The following is a 20,027-nucleotide window of genomic DNA, read 5'->3' as shown; positions in this document are numbered from 1 at the left end:
GATATCCCGCAAGGTCCAGGTCGTGGAGACTATTCGATGCTTCTGGCGATCGCGTCCAAGCCGAGACGATTTGAGATGACCTGCTCCAGCTGCGCCTCCGACGTCTCATCGGGGACGCTCACGCCTTCCAGGTCGATCAGGACCTTGTACAACTCGTCGTCCAGCGGATCGAAGATCCCGTTCTCGCGCGTCGCCAGCGCGAAGTGGCGCGATCGGCCGCTGCCGCGCAGCTCGCCGACAAAATGGAGTTGCCGGCCCGAAGCGAGATCGGCGATCACGACACGACCATTAAAGCTGATCCGCACATAGGGCTCGAGCTCTTTTGGCCGCGCCGGAGACGTGGACCAGAGCTTGCCCGATGGCTCAGGCTGTGAAGGAGGCTTCGGATTGCGCAACTCCTGCCAACGCCCGAGCGTCAGATGATTGGCGAGCGAGTTGATGGTGGTGCGGTTCTTCTGAAGGAAGTCCTTCGCCGCCACCTCTTCGCGGTGCGGACCGTCGCGTTTGGAGATGATGTAGGCCATGTCCCGCTTCCTCCTGCCCGGCTAGTCGGATGTCCGTGAAGGCTTGTTACACGCCTCCTTCGGCTCATGCCGGAGCTTCCAAGATTGTACCGCGTTCCGGATCGTTGTCACCTAAGATATCCCGACCGCTTCGAGCCTGAAGCGGTGCGGCGGAACATGAGGCGTCACGCCTCATGCGCGGCCAAGCTTCTCTGCTCCGCCGCCGAGTGCCGGTCCCTGCGTCGGATCGGTGTATTGCGGCACGTCCGCAACCAGCGTGTTGGTGGTCAGGACCAGCGTGGCGACGGAGGCTGCGTTTCGAAGCGCGGTATACGTCACCCTGACGGGGTCGACGATGCCGGCCGAAACCATGTCGATGAAAACGCCGTTTGCGGCGTCGAATCCGACACCCGTCCGCGAGCTTTGCAACTCGGCCACGACTTTCTGCGCGTCATGCCCCGCATTCCGCGCGATGAAGGCCGCAGGACGCGACAAGGTTTCACGCACCAGCCTGATGCCTTCACCCAGATCGCCATTGATGTTGCCGAGCGTGCGCGCCACCACCGGCGCGCACTGCGCCAATGCCGTGCCACCACCGGGTACGATGCCCTCCTCGGCCGCGGCCCGCGCCGCGCTCAACGCATCGTCGATCAGCTGGATCGTACGCTTCTGCTCGACCGGCGTGACGCCCCCCGCAAAGATGACCGCGGTTCCGCCCGACAATTTGGCGAGGCGCTCCTTGAGCTTGTCCTGCTCGATGTTGGGCGGTGCCAGATCGTGCTGCTTGGCCACCTGCTGGCGCCGGGCCGCAATCGCCGCATCGTCGCCACCGCCCCGTATGATGACCGTTTCACGCGCACTCGCCCGCACCTGCCGCGCGGTGCCGAGATCGCCGATGCCGATCTCCTCCAGCCTGCCGCCAAGCTCGCGGGCGATGACCCGCCCGCCGGTGATGATGGCGAGGTCGTCCATCATCGCCTTGCGCCAGTGGCCGTAGTCTGGTGGATTGACCACCAGCACCTTGCCGCGGTTGCCATCGCCCAGCAGCGTGACGACGACCTCCGGCGCGATCTCCTCAGCAACGATGACGAGCGGCCGTCCGGTCGCGGCCACCATCGCGCGGACCGGTGACAGTTCGCTCGGCGTCCTGATCTTCAGATCGGTCAGGAGAATGTAGGGCTGATCCAGCACCACTTCCATCTTCTCGACGTCCGTCACCATATGGTGGGAAATGTAGCCGCGGTCGAACGACATGCCTTCGACGACCTCGAGCGTCGTGCTCGTCGTCAGCCCGTATTCGGAACTGATGATGCCGTCCTTGCCAACGCGCTCGACCGCCTCGGCGATCAGACCGCCCAGGTGAGCGTCGGTCGATGCGATCGTCGCTACCGCCTGCAGGGTCTTGCGATCCGTTACGGCGACCGCCGCACCCTTCAGGGTTTCGACGACGACCTCGACAGCCCGGTCGATCCCCTTGCAGAGATCGACAGCCTTGGCGCCTCGCTCCAGGGCCACAACGCCGCCTTGAATGAGGCCGTTCGCGAGCACCATCGCCGTCGTCGTACCGTCACCGGCGACTTCGTTGGTCTGCATCGAGACCTCGCGCACCACCTGTGCGCCCATGTTCTCGAACCGGTCCGGCAGTTCGATCTCGGAGGCGATGGTCACGCCGTCTCGCGATACGATGGGCGTACCGATCGGCCTGTCCACCATCGCGTTCATGCCCTTCGGACCGAGCGTCGATTCGACCGCGGCGGCGAGCTTCTGGACCCCGCGCGCGAGAGCACGGCGAGCTTCGATGTCATGCAGCAGAACTTTTGGCATTGCGCTTCACTCCCACGTGGTCGTCTCTTGGTTGTCAGCTCGGGCGGGCTTGCTGTCCGCTCCGTTGGCGCTTGCAGGCGCTTCGTGTAGCGGCCCGGCCTCACACAAGCGCGGCGGAATATGTCTTCAGGACTGCCGGTCCCACAGCCTGCGCGGCACAACCACTGCCGCAGCCACCGCATGGCCCCGGCGTCTGGCTCGACCGATCCCCATCGACCTCGCGATAGCGGACCGCGAGGAGCCCTCTGCACAAGGAGCTGTTGAACTCCATGTTGATACGCACGCCTCGCAACCGCTGCAGATACGAGACCATTTCGTGTCGCTTGATGGTGCATCCATCGTAGGTGACAAAGGCGCGATCGCCGGCGAGATTGGCGAGGTTCCGCTCGACCAGAAGCTCCCGATAACGCGGCTTCTGGCGGGCAATTTCCTCCGAGTCGAAGTTGATCGCGTCAAACGTGCTCAGGTCCATCCGGCAGATCGCCGGATCCTCATAACCCAGCCCCCGCAATGCCAGTATCATGGTCTCCTGGCGCCGTTCGAATGCCTTGCGGCGAAATTTCTCCCGCAGCTCGTCAAGCGACCCGCCGGCCGCGAAGTCCTTGAGTGCATCACCAAACGACATGCCTTCGCGGACACCCTTGTTGATCTCCTCGGCGACCATGTGATCTCGAAGCTGCGGACGGGCCTCGCGAACCCACGGCAGCGAGGATACCGCCCGGCGCATGTCATCGGCCATCAGGAAGGCGAAGCTCGCCGAACACCAATAGGTCGGCAGACGAAAGACGATCTCGACGCCGTCGTCATGATCGACGGAGACTTGCTCGACAAATCCGAGCTCGGTAACCGACTCGTCCAGCTCGGGATCCGTCACCATCGCAAGGCGCTCCCACACCTCGCCGGTCTTACGATCATGCTGATGTTGGAGCGCGCTCATGATGTCTACTCCGCCGCAGTCGCGTGAACCTGCTGTGCAAGCTTCGCCTTCTGCGCCTCGACGTCGACGCCATAGAGGCGCGCCGCATTGAGGCCCAGAATCTTCCGCTTCGCCTGGGGGGTGAGGTCGACGCCGTGCTCCTGCTTCAGGTCTTCCGGCAGCTCGAAGTTCCAGAACTTCTCGACCAGCCAGCGAGGCGTCCAGATCGCGTAATCGCTGCCGAAGAGAATCTTGTCCTCACCGACCCAAAACAGAAGCTCGCTGATCACCTCGGCGAAATAGCGCGGACGCCCGTGGATGAACGGCAGCGCCACCGCCAGGCCGCCATAGACGTTGGTCTCCTGCACGGCGATCCAGCAGAAATCGTCGAGTCGCGGCAGGCCGCAATGCTCGATGATGAAATTCAGCCCCTGGAAATCGGTCGCGGCATGGTCGACGTCGTGAACATCGAAGGCATCCTTGTCCAACGGAATGATCGTCGGCCCCTTGTGGACGTGGATGTTGGTGATCCCCAGCTTCTGGCAAAGTTCGAAGCAGCGATAGGCGTTGGGATCCGTAAGCTTCCAGCCACGCGAGTCGCCCTTCCACTCGGCCGTATAGAGCTTGACGCCCTTGATGCCGAACGTCTCCTTCATGTAGTGGATATACTCGAGCGCCTTCTCGCCATCCCGCGGGTCGAACGCGCCGTTGACGATGAAGCGGTCCTTGTACCTCTTCGCCATCTCGGCATTGCGATCGATGGTGTTGAACCCGTTCTTGTAGAACTCGGTCAGGTAGGTCGACTGAACGACGGCCATGTCGTCCGGACCATCGACGAACAGATCGTGGTACATCTGATCGGCACTGTATTTCTCGAACTGCTCCTTCGGCCAGAGCTTGTCCTTCGGGCTGAGCGAGGTGTGATAGGCGTAGAAGCAGTCGATGAACTGCTTGCCGTGGATGTTGAGCTGGTTGGCCGGGCTACCGTCCCAGAAATGGGTGTGGCCGTCGATTACGAAAACTTCCTCGCCGCTGGGAGTGATGAACATGGTGATCTCCAGGAATTCTTGGTTAGCTCTATTCGATCAATCGATGCGCAGTCGTCGCGCTTGAACGGTTCGAGAAGAGGTGGGGCCACGAAGCGGCCCCACCCAGTCAGGGAGAATGGAGCTCACTCGATGTATTCGAAGACCTCGTCCATGTTGCCGAACAGTGTCACCGTGTTGTCGTCGATGCGCACCATCCGGCCGTAGTGGGTCGAGGTATTCACCTCGAAGATCTCGGCAGTCATTTCCTTCCCGAGAATTTCGCTGATCTCGTCCATCTTGAAGATCAGCTTGCCCTCGCCGTCGATGCGGATCAGCGCGGGCTGGTAGGTCACGGTGACGTTCGGCTTCTTTCCCATGAACTCGGCGATGGCTCGCGCCTCGACGCTGTCGTTCATTGTGACGCCGCACTGATGGGAAATCGTTTGCTCGAAACGAAGATCTCCCATCTTCTGAAAGATGTTCTGGTTGGTCGCAGACCTGGAAACGACGGACATTGCAATTTACTCCTTGGGAAGGGTGAGGCCGAGCTCGCCGAGAATTTTCTTGATCCGTTCGACCGACTGCGCACGGGCATCGGCGTATTGCGCCGGCTTCGAGTGCGGTTGCGACCAGATCGGCTGAAGGCCGGCCGCCGCCTTGTTCGCGAGCGCCACATGCTTGTTCACCCAGCCCTGGAACAGCTTCTTGTTGTGGGCTGCATGCTGGTTGTCGGTCACCAGGAGGTGCATCAGATCGATCGTGTTGGCGAGATTGCGCTCGTAATCCGCTTCCGCGGACGAAATCACCGGCGGGGTGATGAAATCGCCGTTCGACGAGGCCACTTGCATCAGGAAACCGCTGCGGAACAATTCGCCGACGAGTGGCTCGAACACGATGTTCGTGGCGAAGTACTGCTCGAGATAGTCGGGCGAGCCCATGATCGATTCGATCGCTTCCCGGGTACCTTGCCAGCCCTTGTCTTCGAGCCAGGCGCGCTTGCCTGCCGCGTCGTCGAAGCCCGGAATGTCCATTCCGATCTCGGCCAGATAGAGCGTGATGTCCTGGGAAAGGCGGAGCTTGTACGACGAGTTGGTCAGCGTCGCGTTGTTGATCATCTGGGTGTAGCCGTAGCGCTGAGCCTGCATCAGCGACGTGCCGAGGCCGAACTCGGCATGCTTCCAGGCGCCCAGATGGTTCTGCAGGATCTTGATCCAGGCCTTGTCGAAGCTCTTCGGTGCGCCGGACTTGCGGCCGTTGGCGATCACCGCCTGCACCATCGCCTCGATCCTGGACTGCCGCTGGTAGTGAGTGCGCTCCCACTCCTGGTCGGGGGCGCGGAAGGCATGCCAGTTCGAGCTGAGCGCCGCCGTGTTGTCCTTGGTGTAGGCACCCTTGCCGTTCGGAAAGGCGATGATCCAGTCCTGCAACAGGTAGCGTTCCGGGTCGGGTTGGACGTCGACCGTCACGTCCTCGTAGTGCGTGGCTCGCTTGCTGCGCGGCTCGAAATACCGATATTTTCGGCTATCCGAGTCCGGGAACACCGCAGAACCTGCTGCACCGGATTTGGCTGATTCAGTTTGAACGGCAGTCATGGTCGTCTTCCTCCTCCTGTTGTCGGGCTTTATGATTGGTCGCTCGGCGGTCAATGCCGCCCTAGTTGTTGGCTGGCGTGAACTTGTCGAAGAAGGTTCGGTCTGACTCGACGTCGTTCATCTGCAGTACCGGCGTCAACGCCTCGATCATCGGCGATGGTCCGCAAGCGTAGACGTCGACGTCTTCGCCATATCCGGCGCCGCGAAGGTGTGATCCGACCGCTTCGTGCACGAAGCCCTTCGCTCCACTCCAGGCCGTATCGTCCGCTGCATGGGAAAGAACGGGGACGAAGGTGAACTCCGGATGGTTGGCTGCGAGCTCGGCGAAGCGATCGAGATAGAAAAGGTCGCCCTGCGTTCGAGCTCCGTAGAAGAAATACACCGGGCGCACTTCTCCCGAGCTGATGTGATCATGCAGGATGGACCACAGTGGCGACATCCCGGATCCACCACCGACCAGGATCATGGCTCCGGTTTTGTTTTCTCGTCGGAAGCAGGTCCCGTAAGGTCCTTTGATTCCGACTTCGGTTCCGACGACAAGGTCTCCGTCGAGTCGTGAGGAGAAGCGTCCGTTGGGGTACTTCTTGATGATGAACGCGAGTTTTTGGCTTTCGCCCGGCGGATTTGCCATGGAAAACGAGCGCGTAATCGTCTCTGGTCCCGGGAGCGTGATGTCGACATATTGACCCGCCCAGAACTTCAGAGGTTGCTCCAGCGTGATCTCGAGGAGGCGGATGTCATGGGTCAGCGCAGCGACGTTCGTGACCGTGCCCGTGAAATCCTTGACGGGGATCGATTTCGACAGCACCTCCTCATCATAGTTGAGCAGCTCCACCTCAAGATCCGAATAGGCCAAAGTCCGGCAGAGCAGGATGTAGTCCTGGCCACGTTCCATCTCATTGAGCGCAAACGTGGAGTATTTCTTCAGCTCCACGTCCCCTCCGGTAAGCACGCATTTGCACGCCGAGCACTGTCCTTCCTTGCAACCATGCGGCAGCGCGATCCCTTGGCGAAACGCGGCGTCGAGAACGGTCTCGTTCTCCTCGACCTCGAACTCTATGCCAACCGGCTGCAGGCGAACGACATTCGTGGGCGCGCCCATAGGGGGCCTCCTCAAACCAACGCTTCATATCTTCCGGGGAACGATCGGGAAGGAGCCGGCCGAAGCCGGCCCCTTCGGTCTCGCTTAGTTGCAGGGATTGATCGTGAATCCCTTGCGGTAGTCGGCAAGATGAGTCTCGCGGTCGGCCGGGCTCATCTCCCGCAGCGTCTGCAGCGGGCTCTTGAGGATGTGGCCGCGGACATCGTCGAGCGTCCACATTTCCTTCTGGTCGAACCGCAGGTGCGGCTGGGCGACCAGCGTCTTGCCGTCCGTGCGCACGAAGCCGAGATCCTTGATGGCGTCGGCGATATCCACGTTGTGGTAGACGCTCTCCCACTCGCGACGGCCGCTGAACCGTCCCATCGCCGGGGTCGGACGTCCCTGGTACTCGCCAGCGAAGGCTTCGACCGCCGTCCAGCGGTCGAGCTCATGGGCGAAGGTGTGCAGCTTGCCGTCGATCTCGTCGGTGACCATGTCCTCACGGATCAGGCATGGAACGAGGCACGACCAGCAACGATGCGGATAGACGTAACCGACATCGCTATTGAACAGGATGTTGGTCTGGCCGCGATGCGACAGCTTCTCGTACCATTTCCAGAACTCGCCGAACTGCGCGTACCAGCCCGGATATTTGTGCTCGAACCACTCGAAGTCCTTGTCGGTCTGGGCCTCGATGCGCCAGAAGTTCGCCGACCAGCCGACTGCGAAGAATTGCGCGACCTTGTGGACGTAGTGCTTCTCGGTCAGTCGCTTCCAGGCGGTCTGGACGTCGTCATGATGGATCTTGATGCCGTATTTCTCGAGGGGCAGCATATAGGTCCGGTAGTAGTCCTCGAAGATCCAGCGGTGCCACATCTCCGCATACGATTCCTTGTTCTTGTCGCGGTTCGTGGTTCCGTATTCGATGAAGGTGCCGATCGCCGCATCGACGATGGCATGGTTCTGCCAGAAGGCATACCGCATGTCGCGTTCGAGCAGCAGGTGGTTCTCCGGCTCCTTCAGCATCGACATCAGCATCGAGTGGCCGTTGCCGATATGGCGACTCTCGTCCGACTGGACCGACAGGAACACGGTCGGCAACGCATAGTCGCCATTCCGGGCCGCTTCCGACGGCATCGCGACGAACAGCGTGTTGGTGAAAGCGGTCTCTGCGACCACCGTCAGGTAGACGTTCGCCGACGTGATGGCGTCACCGGTGATGAAGCCCTCGCCGAACTGCCGGCCGATCGTGGTGGCGTAGCACTTGCCGAACGCCTCCTCGGTGATGTCGAATCCGGCCGGGTCGATGTAGTTCTCCATGTACCATTTCTTCAGGTTCATCTGGATGGTCGAGTGACGGAACTCGTCGACCATCTGCATCGTGAAGCCGGTGCGGAGATCCTCACCCGGGGCCAGACGGCCGACCATCGCCATGGACCGTGCGGCGGAGATTTCCGGGAACGGAATGATCGCCAGGAACAGCTTCATCCACTCGACCCATCGCGGCTCGACGTTACGGAACATGTCGCCGCGGAGCGCCGCGTCGAGCGCGCCGTAGACGCGATTGTCCTTTTCCTCCTGCATCGGGAAGTAGGAGCGGAGGACCTGCTTCATCGGATCCTTCGGCGCCTTCGTGATCTTGTAGTCCGTGGGGAAGGTCATCGCTTCCTGGACGTAGGACGGATTCCATCCGAGGTCTGCGATCTTCTTTGCAGCCTCACCCACGGAAATGCCCCGCTGGGCCGTGATCTTGTTGAGAGTTAAAGTTCCAGACATCTAGTCTTTCCTCCTGATCGGGTCAGAAACCACATCGATATTTTGCCTGCCCAGGCCCTCCACGGGCCGGGCAGTGCCTACCCGTGCGTTACGGGCCACCTCGCGGCCGCTTGCACGGCCGGACGCTTGATATCGGCAAGGGTCCTGGGACGACTGTGGAGCACTAGGAGGATGAGGCGGTCATCGGAGCGGCGGTCCTCCGATCGCAGTTGCGTCATCCCGCACATGATGTGCCCTTAGCTCGACGTCCCTTCCCTCGTTCTTTTCGCGGCTCGCCCCATACAGAGCAGTCGGCGTTCTTGTATCGGAAGCTTTGCAACGGTCGTGCCAGCGGTCGGGACGGCTCGCCGGATCGCTTCCGGCCGCGCGGAAGCGGAGATCGGCGCAAACGCAGGCGTTACAGCTGCGAGCCCGCGGACGAGGCCGATGCAAATTGCGACAGAAATTGCAGATTGAGAATCTCAGCAAACCAGAAGCGTAAGTTTGCGCCGCACTATTTGCATTGCAGCAGCGATCACGCACCCGGGCACTGGACATGCGTTATGGGGCGTTGATCCCCGCAAGGCCCGACCCAAGCTTCACGGCCCAGCGACAGGAATAGAGCGCGTAGCATTCGTGATCGCAGAACGACAGCCCGGTGCTGAGTTCTCTCAAATAGCCTGCATGGATTCGCGCACAGCAATGCATGCAAAGCGTCTTCGAACATGGCATCCTGCCATTCACCAGGACGAACCTCATCTGACGCTCCCAAGGCGAAGCCGTACGATGTTATTTGAGAGTTCTGCTCGGCCTATCCGGCCAACAAGCAGCGAAGCCATTTGCGATCGGCCTCATTACGTCGTTTGAACCGATCGACGCCCCTCCCGGAGCCCGGCGCCGTACGCCAGAGATGATGCCGGTGAAACGCAGATAGCGCGGCATCTGGTCCGGGGACTCTGGAAGCTTCGGCGCATTTTGCTTCCCCGCTGCGACGCAAATTGAGACGACGACGCAGAATGAGACTCTCAGCGCCTGCGTTTGGTTGCCTCGACGGCTTGGCGCACAAGCAGGTCAGGACGCCCGAGTATTTTGACCGAACGCCCTCCAAAACTGCACGCCCATCTCAGAGCGAGAGCCCTCGAAGTCCATCGCGAGCAAGTGCTTACCCGCGATGGATCGGGTTGGATCAGGTTCAGGGAATAAGCACTGCACGGCCGTGAATTTTGCCGGCATTGAGGTCGTGAAGAGCCTTGTTGGCATCGGCAAGGCGATACTCAGCTGTAGCGAGCTCGACCAAACCTCTGTCCGCAAGCGCCATCAACTCGGTCAACTCGGCCCATGTGCCGACCAGATTGCCGATAATGTTCTTCTCGGTAATCACCATGTCGACGGTCGGCACCCGGATGTCCTCACCATAGCCGACGACGTAATAGCTCCCCATCGGGCGGGTCATTGCCAGGCCCTTCGAGGTCGTGCCTTTCTCGCCGACAAAATCGATCACCGCTTCGGCACCGTTTCCAGCAGTCAACTCCAGAACGGCTGCCACTTCATTGCCGTCGGCCTTCACGAGGTGATCGGCGCCTGATTTTTCCGCTAGTTTCAGCGATGCCTCGGACTTGTCGACGACAATGATGTCGGCCGCACACATCGCTTTGAGGCACTGGATTCCGATGTGACCCAAGCCGCCCGCACCGATGACGACACAGAATTCGCCCGGCAAAAGGTGACGCGTGGCTTTCTTCGCTGCGCGATACGCCGTGAGACCCGCGTCCGCGTATGGCGCGACCTCCTTTGGCGCAAGCGTCCGCGGCAGAGGGACAATGTTCCGTTCCGAGGTGCAAAGAACTTCTGCATAGCCCCCGTTGCAATCGAGACCGGGAAATGTGCCGGGACCGTGCATGTCGAAGCCCCGACGGCAGGCGAGACACGTCCCGCCGGTGATCTTCGGGTGGACGATCACGGGATCGCCCTTCTTCAGCCCCTCGACCTCCTTGCCGACCTCCTCGATCCAGCCGGCATTTTCGTGTCCCATGATCAGGGGCAGCAGCTTGTCGCCTGTCGGATCCATGTGCGGCTTCCACACGCCTTCGATGATGTGAAGATCGGTCCTGCATACGCCCGCACCGCCAATGCGAACGATGACGTCGGTCGATTTCGTCAGCTTCGGATCAGGCACTTGTTCTTCGCTAACCCAGCGCTCGCCGGAAAGCTTTTCGTCATACGCTCTCAGTACTTGGGCTTTCATGTTGTCCTCCGTCCGCGGCGAACTTCATGCTCGCCTTCGCCGAGGCGGCTCAGCATTTTTCGTGCCAGCGAGCTTGCTCGAATGTCGCAACGCACCAGGGAATGCTTATGCTGAGGGCCCCTTGGGGCCGAGCGAGTGGACTGGCGACGACAAGGCCAGCCACCCAGGCGCTGTACGCGAGATTGCGGTATTCCAGATTAGCCTCCGCTTTGAGGCCGTGCCAGCAACAGCCTGCGCCCGCAATGCCGAAGCATAGGCTCGACGCATCCGGTTGATCGCGGGATCGCTGCCGACCTCTTGCTCACCGCCCCTGGAAGACCGCCGGGCGCCGCTCGACAAAGGACTGGATGCCCTCGCGCGCGTCGGCGCTCTTGAGCACACGGTCGCGGATCGCCGGAATGCAGGCGATCGCAGCCGCCTCACCCTGCTCGGTGTATTTCGCGGCCGCTTCCTTGGTCACCTGAATCCCAAGCGGTGCGTTGCGGGCGATGATTGCCGCGATCTCCATGGCACGGCCGATCTGCTGGCCGGCTGGAACGACCTCCTGAACGAGACCGATCTCGCGCGCACGCTGCGCCGTGAATTCATCGCAGAGGAAGAGGTGGTACATGGCGTTACCCCAGCCTGCGCGGGACAGATATCGGAAGTGCGCGCCGCCCAGGGGCGCGATGCCGCGCTTGGCCTCCATCTGGCAGAACCGGCTGTCGTCGGCGGCCACCACGATGTCGCCGGCCAGCATCAGCTCGATGCCGACGGTGTAGACGATGCCTTGTGTCGCGGTGACGATTGGCTTCTTGCAGCGCTTGGTGAGGCCGAAAACGTCGACATTGCCTTCCTTGACAGTCCGCTTCTCGGCATTCGGGCCGAAGAATTTCGGCATGTCGAGGCCCGCGGTGAAGTCCTTGCCTTCCGCGCAAATCACGCCGACCCAGTAGCCGTCGTTGTCGTGCAACTCGGTCAACGCGTCCGACAGCAGATCCATCATCTGTGGCGAGAAGGAGTTCTTCTTCGCGGGATTGTCGATGATGATCTTCAGGATGTGATCATGCGCCTCGGTGCGGATCGTGCCTTCGGTGGTCATGCGAGCGTCTCCTGTCTACCTGTCGTTCTTGATGGCGAGTGCGGTTCGAATGGCTGCGGCCCGCTCCGGCGGGAACGCCGCTGCGCCCTCCTGGAGAATGTCGAGGAAGGACAACACGCCGCCGCGAGAGCCCCAATTGCCCTCTTCGATGATGCGGAAATTGACCCACCAGCTCGGAGAGGGCTCCTTCATCTCGCAAGCATCGGCGAGCGCCCTCAGCACATTGCGAATGACGGCGGCTCGATCCTCGCGGGTCCAGCAGCAGTCCATCACGACGACGTCCACCACCATGACGTCGCTCGGCTGGTCCGAGAGCAGCTCTCCGCCGTGCGCGATCATGTCGAGCGGGCGCTCGAGGAAATGCACCTGGTAACCTCGCCGCGCCTGGGGAACGAGCCGGCCGACCTCCGGCACCAGCACGGCGTCCGTCAGCGTCTTGGCAAGCACCCGGCGCTGCTGACCGGTCAATCGGCCTTGCGGGGTCATCACATGGATAAAGGTCATCTTGAGCTCTCCGGCTGACTATGTCACGTGACATACACCCACACGGCGCTAGCTATGTCAACTGTCATATTGTAGCGTCGGACGACGAGGTGCCCGATGACGTCCGATACGAGAGCGAAAATGGTGGCCGGGGCCGCCGATCTGATGAGCCGCCGCGGCGTGAATGCGACGAGCGTACGGGAGGTCGTGCGCCACACCGGCACGCCGCGCGGATCGATCAGCCATCATTTTCCCGGGGGCAAACGGCAGCTCATCGAAGATGCCATTGTCTTTGCTGGCACCCAGGTCAGCGGTCCCCTGCGGCATCTCACCAGCGAACGGGGGGCCATGGCCGGCCTGCGCGCCTTCATCACGCTTTGGAAGAGGACGCTGGAGCAGACGAATTATCAGGCCGGATGTCCGATCCTGGCAGTTGCCGTCGAGGAATATGTCAGCGATCCCTCCGATCAGGAAACCGCCGGCGGACAGGCGATCCAGCGCCATCTGCTTGATCTCGCTCAGGGCATCTTTGCGGACTGGCAGCAGATCCTGTCCAACGCGCTGAAGCAGGAAGGCCTCACCGCGTCGCGCGCACGGCGGCTTGCCACGCTGATCGTCGCATCGGTCGAAGGTACGGTCGCCATGTGCAGGGCTGCGCGTAGCGCCCAACCCCTGGAGGAGGTCAGCCACGAGCTCGAGCTCCTGCTGAAGGGCGCAATCGACAAGCCATAGCGTCGAGAAAGCGAGAGCCGCACAGGTCAACGTCAGGCTCCCTCGTCAAGCGCCACCAGTTCGCGCTTTCTGCGCAGCGTCGGCAACAGCGGTCCGATCAGCAGCACCAGAGCAAGCGCGAGGCACACCGCCGAGATCGGCCGCGTCACGAAGGTGCCGAGATCGCCCTGCGAGAGGATCAGCGACTTGCGCAGATTGTTCTCCAGCATCGGCCCGAGCACGAAGGCCAGCACCAGCGGCGCCGGCTCGTAGCCGAGCTTGCGCATGAAATAGCCGATGATCCCGAACGCGATCATCACATAGACGTCGAAGACGTTGTTGCCACTGCAATAGACGCCGATAATGGTGAAGAGGATGATGAGGGGGAAGAGGATGTTGTAAGGCAGCTTCAGAAGCTGCACCCACATGCCGATCATCGGCAGATTGAGCACCAGCAGCATCAGATTGCCGATATACATGCTGGCGACGATGCCCCAGAACAGCCCGGGGTTCTGCGTGATCATCAGCGGTCCCGGTTGCAGCCCGTGAACCACGAAGGCGCCGAGCAGCAGCGCCATCACCACGTTGGGCGGAATACCGAGCGTCATCAGCGGAATGAACGCGCCGCCGGCTGCGGCGTTGTTGGCCGCTTCCGGCCCTGCGACGCCTTCGATGGCGCCATGGCCGAAACGTTCGGGCGTCGCGGAGAGCCGCTTCTCCAGCGCGTAGGAGGCAAAGGACGCCACGACGGCGCCGCCGCCCGGCAGGATGCCGAGGAAGAAACCGAGAATGGTGCCACGGCCGACCGGGCCGGCGCTCGCCTTCCAGTCCTCCTTGTTCGGGAGGAGCCGGGTGATCTTGGCATTGATGATGTCGCGCTTGATGGCCTGCTCGGTGTTGAGCAGGACCTCGGCGACGCCGAACAGGCCCATCACGACCGGCACGAGTCCGATGCCGTCCATCAGTTCTATGCGACCGAAGGTCAGGCGCGGCTGCGCCGTAATGCTGTCGAGCCCGATCAAGCCGAGCACGACGCCGATACAGGCCATCAACAAGGCCTTCGCCATCGAGCCCTGGGTGAGGAAGGTCAGCACCACGAGCCCGAGCGCCATCAGGCTGAAATACTCGGCCGGACCAAAAACGATGGCGACGCTGGCGAGCTTCGGCGCGACCAGCATCAAGGCGACCAGCGAAAAGGTGCCGGCGATGAAGGAGCCGAAGGCGGCGATGCCAAGCGCGGGACCCGCGCGGCCCTGCTTCGCCATCTGGTGGCCATCGATGCAAGTGACGACGGATGCCGCCTCGCCCGGGATATTGACCAGGATCGAGGTGGTGGAGCCGCCATACATCGAGCCGTAATAGATGCCGGCCATCATGATAATGCCGGATTCCGGCGTGCCCGAGAGCGTCACGGGCAGCAGCAACGACATCGCCGAGATCGGCCCGATGCCCGGCAGCACGCCGACCAGCGTGCCAATGAAGACGCCGATGAAACAGTAAAGCAGGTTGATCGGTGCCAGTGCGACCCCGAAGCCCTGCGCGACATTGACGAGAGTATCCATGACCGTGCTCAGCCGATACCGAACATGCCGGACGGGAGCTGAATGCCAAGCGCTTGCTTGAGCAGCCACCACATGCCGACGGGAACGAGGATGGAAATTGGAATCGCCAGCGACCAGCGCACCGGGTCGATCAGGCGCATCAGCAGCAGCGTCAGCGGAATGGCGGCGAGCAGGAAGCCGAGCGGATCGAGCGCGATGGCGAACCCGGTGAGGCATGCGATGACGATGACCGGCTTGGCCCAGCGCGTATCTTTCCAGCGCGAGCCGAAAGTCGGCCCGCCTTCGGTGATCGCGGCAACCATGATCGTTGCCGCAAACGCGCAGATCAGGATGCCGGTATAGAACAGCACGAAGCCCGAGCCCGGATCGTGGATGGTGCCGAGCTTGAGCTTCAGGCCGGACCTGATCACGAAGATGCCGAGCCCGAGCCCGATCAGCCCGCTCCAAAGCTCCGAATTGTCGAGGCGGACCTTGACGTTGCCATCGCCGCTCATGGGTCAGTTCTTCTTGCCGAGCCCGAGTGCATCGATCACCTTGCGCTCAGATTCGGTGACCTCGACGACGAACTTCTTGTAGTTCTCGCTGTTCTTGTAGTTCGGCACCATGTCGTATTTGGACAGCGTCGCGACCACGGCCGGATCATCCAGCGCCTTCTTGAAGGCGTCGTGCAGCTTGGCGACGATCTTGGGGTCCATGCCCTTCGGGCCGGCTATGCCGAACGGCGAGTCGTAGACCACGGGATAGCCGAGTTCCTTCAGCGTCGGCGCATCGGGAAAGTTCGGCGAGCGGCTCGCGGTCCACACCATCAGCAGGCGCAGCTTGCCGGCGTCGACCAGCGGACGCCAGCCGGTGGCGTCGGCCTGCAGCATCGTATGCTGACCGAGCACTGCGGCATTCGTCTCCGCGCCGCCCTTGAACGGGACAGCCGTGAGCTTGATGCCCGCGAGCATGGCGATCTGTTCCATCCCAACATGCGGCGAAGTCCCGACGCCAGGCGTCGCATAGGTGACCTTGCCCGGATTGGCCTTGGCGTAGTCAACCACGTCACGCCATGTCTTGAACGGACCTTCCGCACTGGTCGTGACGCCGAAGGTGTAGCCCGAGAGGTGGATGATATAGGTGAAATCCTTCGACGGATCCCACGGGACTTCCTGCATCAGCGGCAGGCGGAACACTCCCATCGGGAGCTGCGCGATGGTGTAGCCGTCGGGCTTCGCGGATGCGGCCATGGTGGCTGGGCCGACCGTGCCGCTTCCTCCGGCCTTGTTGTCGATCGCGATCGGTTGTCCCAGCACCTTCGAGGCGCTCTCGGCGATCGCGCGCATGGTGAGGTCGGTCGATCCGCCGGCCGGCCAGGGAATGATCAGCGTGATCGGCTTGATCGGGTATTCCTGTGCGCCGGCGCAGACGGGCACGAACATGGCGAGCGCCGCGATCGCAATCATCAAACTGCTGCGTTGAAACATAAGATCCTCTCTCCAGTGGTTCGCTCGAGCTCGTGTCTTCATGTGTCCTGCCGGCGGCCTACCATCGGCACCGTGAATCCCCTCCCCTGGCGGACCACGACTGCCGATGGCTTCTCCCGCCTCAATCAATTCGCAGCGCGATCGAGTTGATGACGTCCCGCCATTTTGGAATTTCCTGCGCCATGAACGTCCCCAGATCGGCGGGATTGCTCGACGGCGCCGGGATGATTCCCTGCGCATCGAGGATCGGTTTGATCGCGCTGTCGTTCATGGCGGCGACGAAGGCCGCATTGAGCTTCGCGATGATCGGCTCAGGCACGCCCTTCGGGGCGACGACGCCGAAGAACACGCTGACGTCGAAACCTTTCAGGCCCTGCTCGTCGAAGGTCGGCACATCGGGCAGAACCGGCGTCCGCTCGATCGTCGTGACGCCGAGCGCGCGAAGGAGTCCGGCCTTGATGTGAGGTGCGGAGACGAAGATGTCGGCAAAGCTCATCTGAACCTGGCCGCCGATCAGATCGTTGATCGCAGGCGCGCCGCCACGATACGGCACGTGCAGGATGTCGGTGCCGGCGATGGCATTGAACATGACACCCGCTAGGTGAGTGGATGCGCCATTGCCGGACGAGGAGAAGCTCAGTTTTCCCGCATTCGCCTTCGCATACGCGATCAACTCCTGCACATTCTGCGCCGGCACAGAGGGATGCACCGAAAGCACGTTGGGCATTTTTCCGATCATGATGACCGGATCGAAGCTCTTGATCGGATCGTAGCTGAGCTTCGCGTACAGGCTCACATTGATGGCGAGAGGGCCCGACGTCCCGAACAGGAGGGTGTAACCATCGGCCGGCGAGTTCGCGACGAAGTCGGCTCCGACGTTGGCGCCGGCGCCGGCACGGTTTTCGACGATGACGGGTTGGCCAAGCTTGACCCTGACACCCTCGGCCAGAGACCGCGCCAATGCGTCCGTCGGCCCGCCGGCTGCAAAGGGCACGACGAATTTGATCGGTCGCTCGGGAAATTCCGCCCACGCCATCGCGGGCATGGACAACGCGATGGTCGACGCAAGAAGTAATTTGCGGCAAAGACCGATGAACTCCATAGGCTGCTCCCCTCCCCGCAAGGCTGACGCCATGCCGTTTTTCAGCTCCTTGCCGGTTGGGTCTGGCGATATCGTCGCGCAGCACGTCCGACTTATTGTTCTGGGAAATTGTCAGTTCGATCAGATCACGCGTATGTCACCGTCACGCTGCCGAAAGGTCCGAAATCCGCGACGAACGTCTCGCCGGCTTTCGGTCTCAACATTCCCGTCACCGTGCCGGTGCTGATCATCTGCCCCGCCTTCAGGCCGATGCCGGTCCGCGAGAGTTCGTTGGCGAGCCATGTCACCGGCACGATCGGATGGTCGAGCGCGATGGCGGCACTGCCTTTCCGCCTCAGTGTCCCGTTGCAGGTCAGCACGACCTCCTGGCCGGCAATGTCGCGCTCCCGCCAGTTCTCGATCGGCGGACCGTATGCAATCGTCCCGCTGCCGGCTCCGTCCGCAAGGATGGCGGGCAGCGGAGGAAACGCGGCGTCATGGACGAAGCGACACTCGGCCAGCTCCACGCCCGGATGCAGCGAAACGACGGCTTCCTTGACTTCTTCGATGCTGTAGGGAGCTTCACGCGGCGGAAGATCGGCGCCGAGCAGCGCCTGGTACTCGACTTCGGGAATGGGACTGCACTGGCGTGCATACTCGACCGTGACGGGCGCTTGCTTGATGAGCGGAGCGTAGACCCGGCCATAAATCGGCGAGTCCGTGCGCAGCTCGCGCTGCAACCCTTCCTTCATGGCCGCAATCTTCCAGCCCGCGACGGTCCAGCCGAGTTCCTCCTCGACCATGCGCGCGACGCGGTAGGCGGTCGGCTTGTCCGGCGGCACGAGACGCAGGTCGAGGCCGCTCTGCTGGCGTCCTTGGCGGCGCAGGCTTGCGAGTAAATGGGCGAGTTCGCGTTGTGCCGACTGATCCATCGCGATTACCTCACCAGCAGCTCGGCCGCGCGCGACAGCGGCACCGGCGCCTCGCCCAGCAGCAAGTCGATGGCCTCGTCCTCCCAGCGCTGGCTCTCCAGGTTCAGCGTGTTCGGCTCTTGCACGCGGTGCTCCAGCACGAAGCGCGCGAGCAGCAGGCGGCGGGCGTCGCCGCCGGATGCGCCCAGACGCAAGCCCTCCTGGATGAACAGCGCGGCGGTGACAGCATGATAGAGCTTGCCGGCAGCGGCACGGCAGAAGCGCTCATTCTCTGGGCGTTCCGCGACCTCTTCCGCGAAGCGCATGGCGCTATTGGTAGCGCCCTCAAGCCGCGTGCGAAATTGACCGGGAACACCCTGCATTTCGACGAGCCGAGACGCGAGATCGTCGCGCAAGGCGGCGTGCGCGCCGATCTTTCCAACGGCGCGCTGCACGGCATCAAGCGCGTTGATGTTGCTGGTGCCCTCCCAGATCAGGCCGAGATGGGCATCGCGCACCAGCCGCGCGTTCGGCCAGTCCTCGATGTAGCCGTTGCCGCCGCGCGCCTCCATCGCACCGGTCGCCACCGTGACATTGTCGCGGCAGGCCCGGTATTTGACGATCGGCGTCAGCAGCCGCAGCACCTTCTCCGGTGCGGTTGCCGAATAGAGCAGCGCGGACAGCGCCTGCTCGGTCGGCACCATCAGCTTGACGAGCTGCCGGCGCATCAAGGGATGATCGACCACCGCACGACCGAAGGCATTGCGATGACGGGAAGCCTGGAGCGCCTCGTTGAGGCAGCGGCGCATCATGCCGGCGGCACGTGCCAGATGCGAGACACGGCTGGAATTCACCATCACCAGCATATGCTTCAAGCCCTGATCGAGCTCACCGAGCTGATAGGCGACGGCACCATCGAACACGATCTCGCCGCTGGCCATCGTACGGCTGCCGAGCTTGTCCTTGAGCCGCATGATCCGATAGGCGTTGCGGCTGCCATCCGGCAGCGTCTTCGGCATCAGGAACAGGCCGAGGCCGCGCCCGCCGCCAACTTCGCCCTCCGGCCGTGCCAGCAACACGGCAAGCTCCGCATCGGCGTTGGAGCAGAACCATTTTTCACCATAGAGCCTCCAATGCGCGCCATCACGCACGGCGGTCAGTTCGGCCGCACCGACATCGGAGCCGCCGGCTTTCTCGGTCATGAACTGCGCGCATTTGAGCAGCGTGGCCGGATCCTGGCTCCACATCCGCGAAAGATATCGTTCATGAAGCTCGCCGCTGCCGAAGCGCCGGACCAGCTCGGAGGAGCTGTCGGTGAGATTCACCGGACACAGCAGGCCGAATTCGGCCTGCGCGAACAGGTAGTGAAACACGTATTTCGCGAGCGGCGGCATGGCCGAGGGCCAGCCGAGCACGCCGCCGCGGTTGCACATCGCGTGCATGCCGAATTGTCCGAAAGCGATCTGCTCCATCTCGCGATAGGCCGGGTGATATTCGACCCACTCCTCGTCGCGGCCGTAGAAGTCGCGGGAATGCAGGACGGGCTGATGGCGCTCGGCTTGATCGGAAAGGTCGTGAAGCCTGCCGCCGGCGAGCGCGCCGAGCTCGGCAAGATGCGGCTGGAGATGCGCCAGCAACGGCGCGTCCATGTAGAGGGGAAGCAGATCCCGAATGCTCCGGTCGATCGCAAAGTAGTTCAGCCCACGGCAGGTGGGCGCTAACGCCATCGAGCGTCGGGACGACGCTTCGCGACGGGCCAAACCGGCATGAACGGTCATGAACTTCCTC

18 protein-coding genes are annotated in these 20,027 nt (G+C 62.3%); 1 reads left to right on the top strand and 17 read right to left on the bottom strand.

The annotated features are described in order from the left end of the window. Nucleotides 1-29 precede the first annotated feature (29 nt). The 11 genes from CV770_RS21985 to CV770_RS21930 form a co-directional block, all read right to left on the bottom strand. Nucleotides 30-524, bottom strand: a complete 495-nt coding sequence (locus CV770_RS21985) for a hypothetical protein (RefSeq protein WP_095426616.1) — start codon at nt 522-524, stop codon at nt 30-32. A gap of 171 nt (nt 525-695) precedes the next feature. Further along, the gene (locus tag CV770_RS21980) at nt 696-2,327 is read right to left on the bottom strand and encodes a molecular chaperone GroEL (RefSeq protein ID WP_104463820.1); all 1,632 of its coding nucleotides are present in this window, start codon (nt 2,325-2,327) and stop codon (nt 696-698) included. Nucleotides 2,328-2,427: 100 nt separating this feature from the next. Continuing rightward, complete coding sequence (locus CV770_RS21975) at nt 2,428-3,264, bottom strand: metal-sulfur cluster assembly factor (protein WP_104463819.1); 837 nt, start codon at nt 3,262-3,264, stop codon at nt 2,428-2,430. A gap of 5 nt (nt 3,265-3,269) precedes the next feature. Continuing rightward, nucleotides 3,270-4,292, bottom strand: coding sequence for an amidohydrolase family protein (locus CV770_RS21970; RefSeq protein WP_092252091.1), 1,023 nt, complete (start codon nt 4,290-4,292; stop codon nt 3,270-3,272). A gap of 122 nt (nt 4,293-4,414) precedes the next feature. Then, nucleotides 4,415-4,786: an MmoB/DmpM family protein gene (locus tag CV770_RS21965; RefSeq protein ID WP_018319956.1), complete on the bottom strand. Its 372-nt coding sequence runs from the start codon at nt 4,784-4,786 to the stop codon at nt 4,415-4,417. A gap of 6 nt (nt 4,787-4,792) precedes the next feature. Continuing rightward, nucleotides 4,793-5,863: an aromatic/alkene monooxygenase hydroxylase subunit beta gene (locus tag CV770_RS21960; RefSeq protein ID WP_104463818.1), complete on the bottom strand. Its 1,071-nt coding sequence runs from the start codon at nt 5,861-5,863 to the stop codon at nt 4,793-4,795. A gap of 61 nt (nt 5,864-5,924) precedes the next feature. Next, complete coding sequence (locus CV770_RS21955; protein ID WP_091960704.1) at nt 5,925-6,965, bottom strand: 2Fe-2S iron-sulfur cluster-binding protein; 1,041 nt, start codon at nt 6,963-6,965, stop codon at nt 5,925-5,927. 84 nt (nt 6,966-7,049) lie between these two features. Continuing rightward, on the bottom strand, nt 7,050-8,720 hold the full coding sequence (locus tag CV770_RS21950; protein ID WP_091960700.1) for an aromatic/alkene/methane monooxygenase hydroxylase/oxygenase subunit alpha: 1,671 nt from the start codon (nt 8,718-8,720) through the stop codon (nt 7,050-7,052). A gap of 1,171 nt (nt 8,721-9,891) precedes the next feature. Further along, nucleotides 9,892-10,944 (bottom strand): NAD(P)-dependent alcohol dehydrogenase, encoded by a 1,053-nt coding sequence (locus CV770_RS21940; RefSeq protein ID WP_091960696.1) that lies wholly within the window; start codon nt 10,942-10,944, stop codon nt 9,892-9,894. 301 nt (nt 10,945-11,245) lie between these two features. After that, nucleotides 11,246-12,025: a crotonase/enoyl-CoA hydratase family protein gene (locus tag CV770_RS21935; protein ID WP_091960692.1), complete on the bottom strand. Its 780-nt coding sequence runs from the start codon at nt 12,023-12,025 to the stop codon at nt 11,246-11,248. 15 nt (nt 12,026-12,040) lie between these two features. Next, nucleotides 12,041-12,529 (bottom strand): tautomerase enzyme, encoded by a 489-nt coding sequence (locus CV770_RS21930; protein WP_091960689.1) that lies wholly within the window; start codon nt 12,527-12,529, stop codon nt 12,041-12,043. A gap of 120 nt (nt 12,530-12,649) precedes the next feature. On the opposite strand from CV770_RS21930, the gene CV770_RS21925 reads away from it, so the two are divergent. Continuing rightward, nucleotides 12,650-13,240, top strand: coding sequence for a TetR/AcrR family transcriptional regulator (locus CV770_RS21925; RefSeq protein WP_245323464.1), 591 nt, complete (start codon nt 12,650-12,652; stop codon nt 13,238-13,240). 32 nt (nt 13,241-13,272) lie between these two features. On the opposite strand, the gene CV770_RS21920 is transcribed toward CV770_RS21925, so the two are convergent. From CV770_RS21920 to CV770_RS21895, 6 genes are all read right to left on the bottom strand, one after another. Further along, entirely contained in the window at nt 13,273-14,781 is a 1,509-nt protein-coding gene (locus CV770_RS21920) for a tripartite tricarboxylate transporter permease (RefSeq protein ID WP_104463817.1), read from the bottom strand. Nucleotides 14,782-14,789: 8 nt separating this feature from the next. Next, the gene (locus CV770_RS21915; RefSeq protein WP_104463816.1) at nt 14,790-15,275 is read right to left on the bottom strand and encodes a tripartite tricarboxylate transporter TctB family protein; all 486 of its coding nucleotides are present in this window, start codon (nt 15,273-15,275) and stop codon (nt 14,790-14,792) included. 3 nt (nt 15,276-15,278) lie between these two features. Next, the gene (locus CV770_RS21910; RefSeq protein WP_245453826.1) at nt 15,279-16,226 is read right to left on the bottom strand and encodes a tripartite tricarboxylate transporter substrate binding protein; all 948 of its coding nucleotides are present in this window, start codon (nt 16,224-16,226) and stop codon (nt 15,279-15,281) included. Between the two features lie 142 nt (nt 16,227-16,368). Continuing rightward, entirely contained in the window at nt 16,369-17,349 is a 981-nt protein-coding gene (locus CV770_RS21905) for a Bug family tripartite tricarboxylate transporter substrate binding protein (protein ID WP_104463814.1), read from the bottom strand. A gap of 125 nt (nt 17,350-17,474) precedes the next feature. After that, complete coding sequence (locus tag CV770_RS21900) at nt 17,475-18,260, bottom strand: 2-keto-4-pentenoate hydratase (protein WP_104463813.1); 786 nt, start codon at nt 18,258-18,260, stop codon at nt 17,475-17,477. 5 nt (nt 18,261-18,265) lie between these two features. After that, a complete protein-coding gene (locus CV770_RS21895; protein WP_104463812.1) occupies nt 18,266-19,966 on the bottom strand; it encodes an acyl-CoA dehydrogenase family protein in 1,701 nt (566 codons plus the stop codon). Between the last annotated feature and the right edge of the window lie 61 nt (nt 19,967-20,027).

It is taken from the genome of Bradyrhizobium sp. AC87j1 (genome assembly GCF_002936975.1).
GTDB classification, from domain to species: Bacteria; Pseudomonadota; Alphaproteobacteria; order Rhizobiales; family Xanthobacteraceae; genus Bradyrhizobium; species Bradyrhizobium shewense.
The sequence above is the reverse complement of the archived record's forward strand: the minus strand, read 5'-3'. Positions and strand labels throughout refer to the sequence as shown.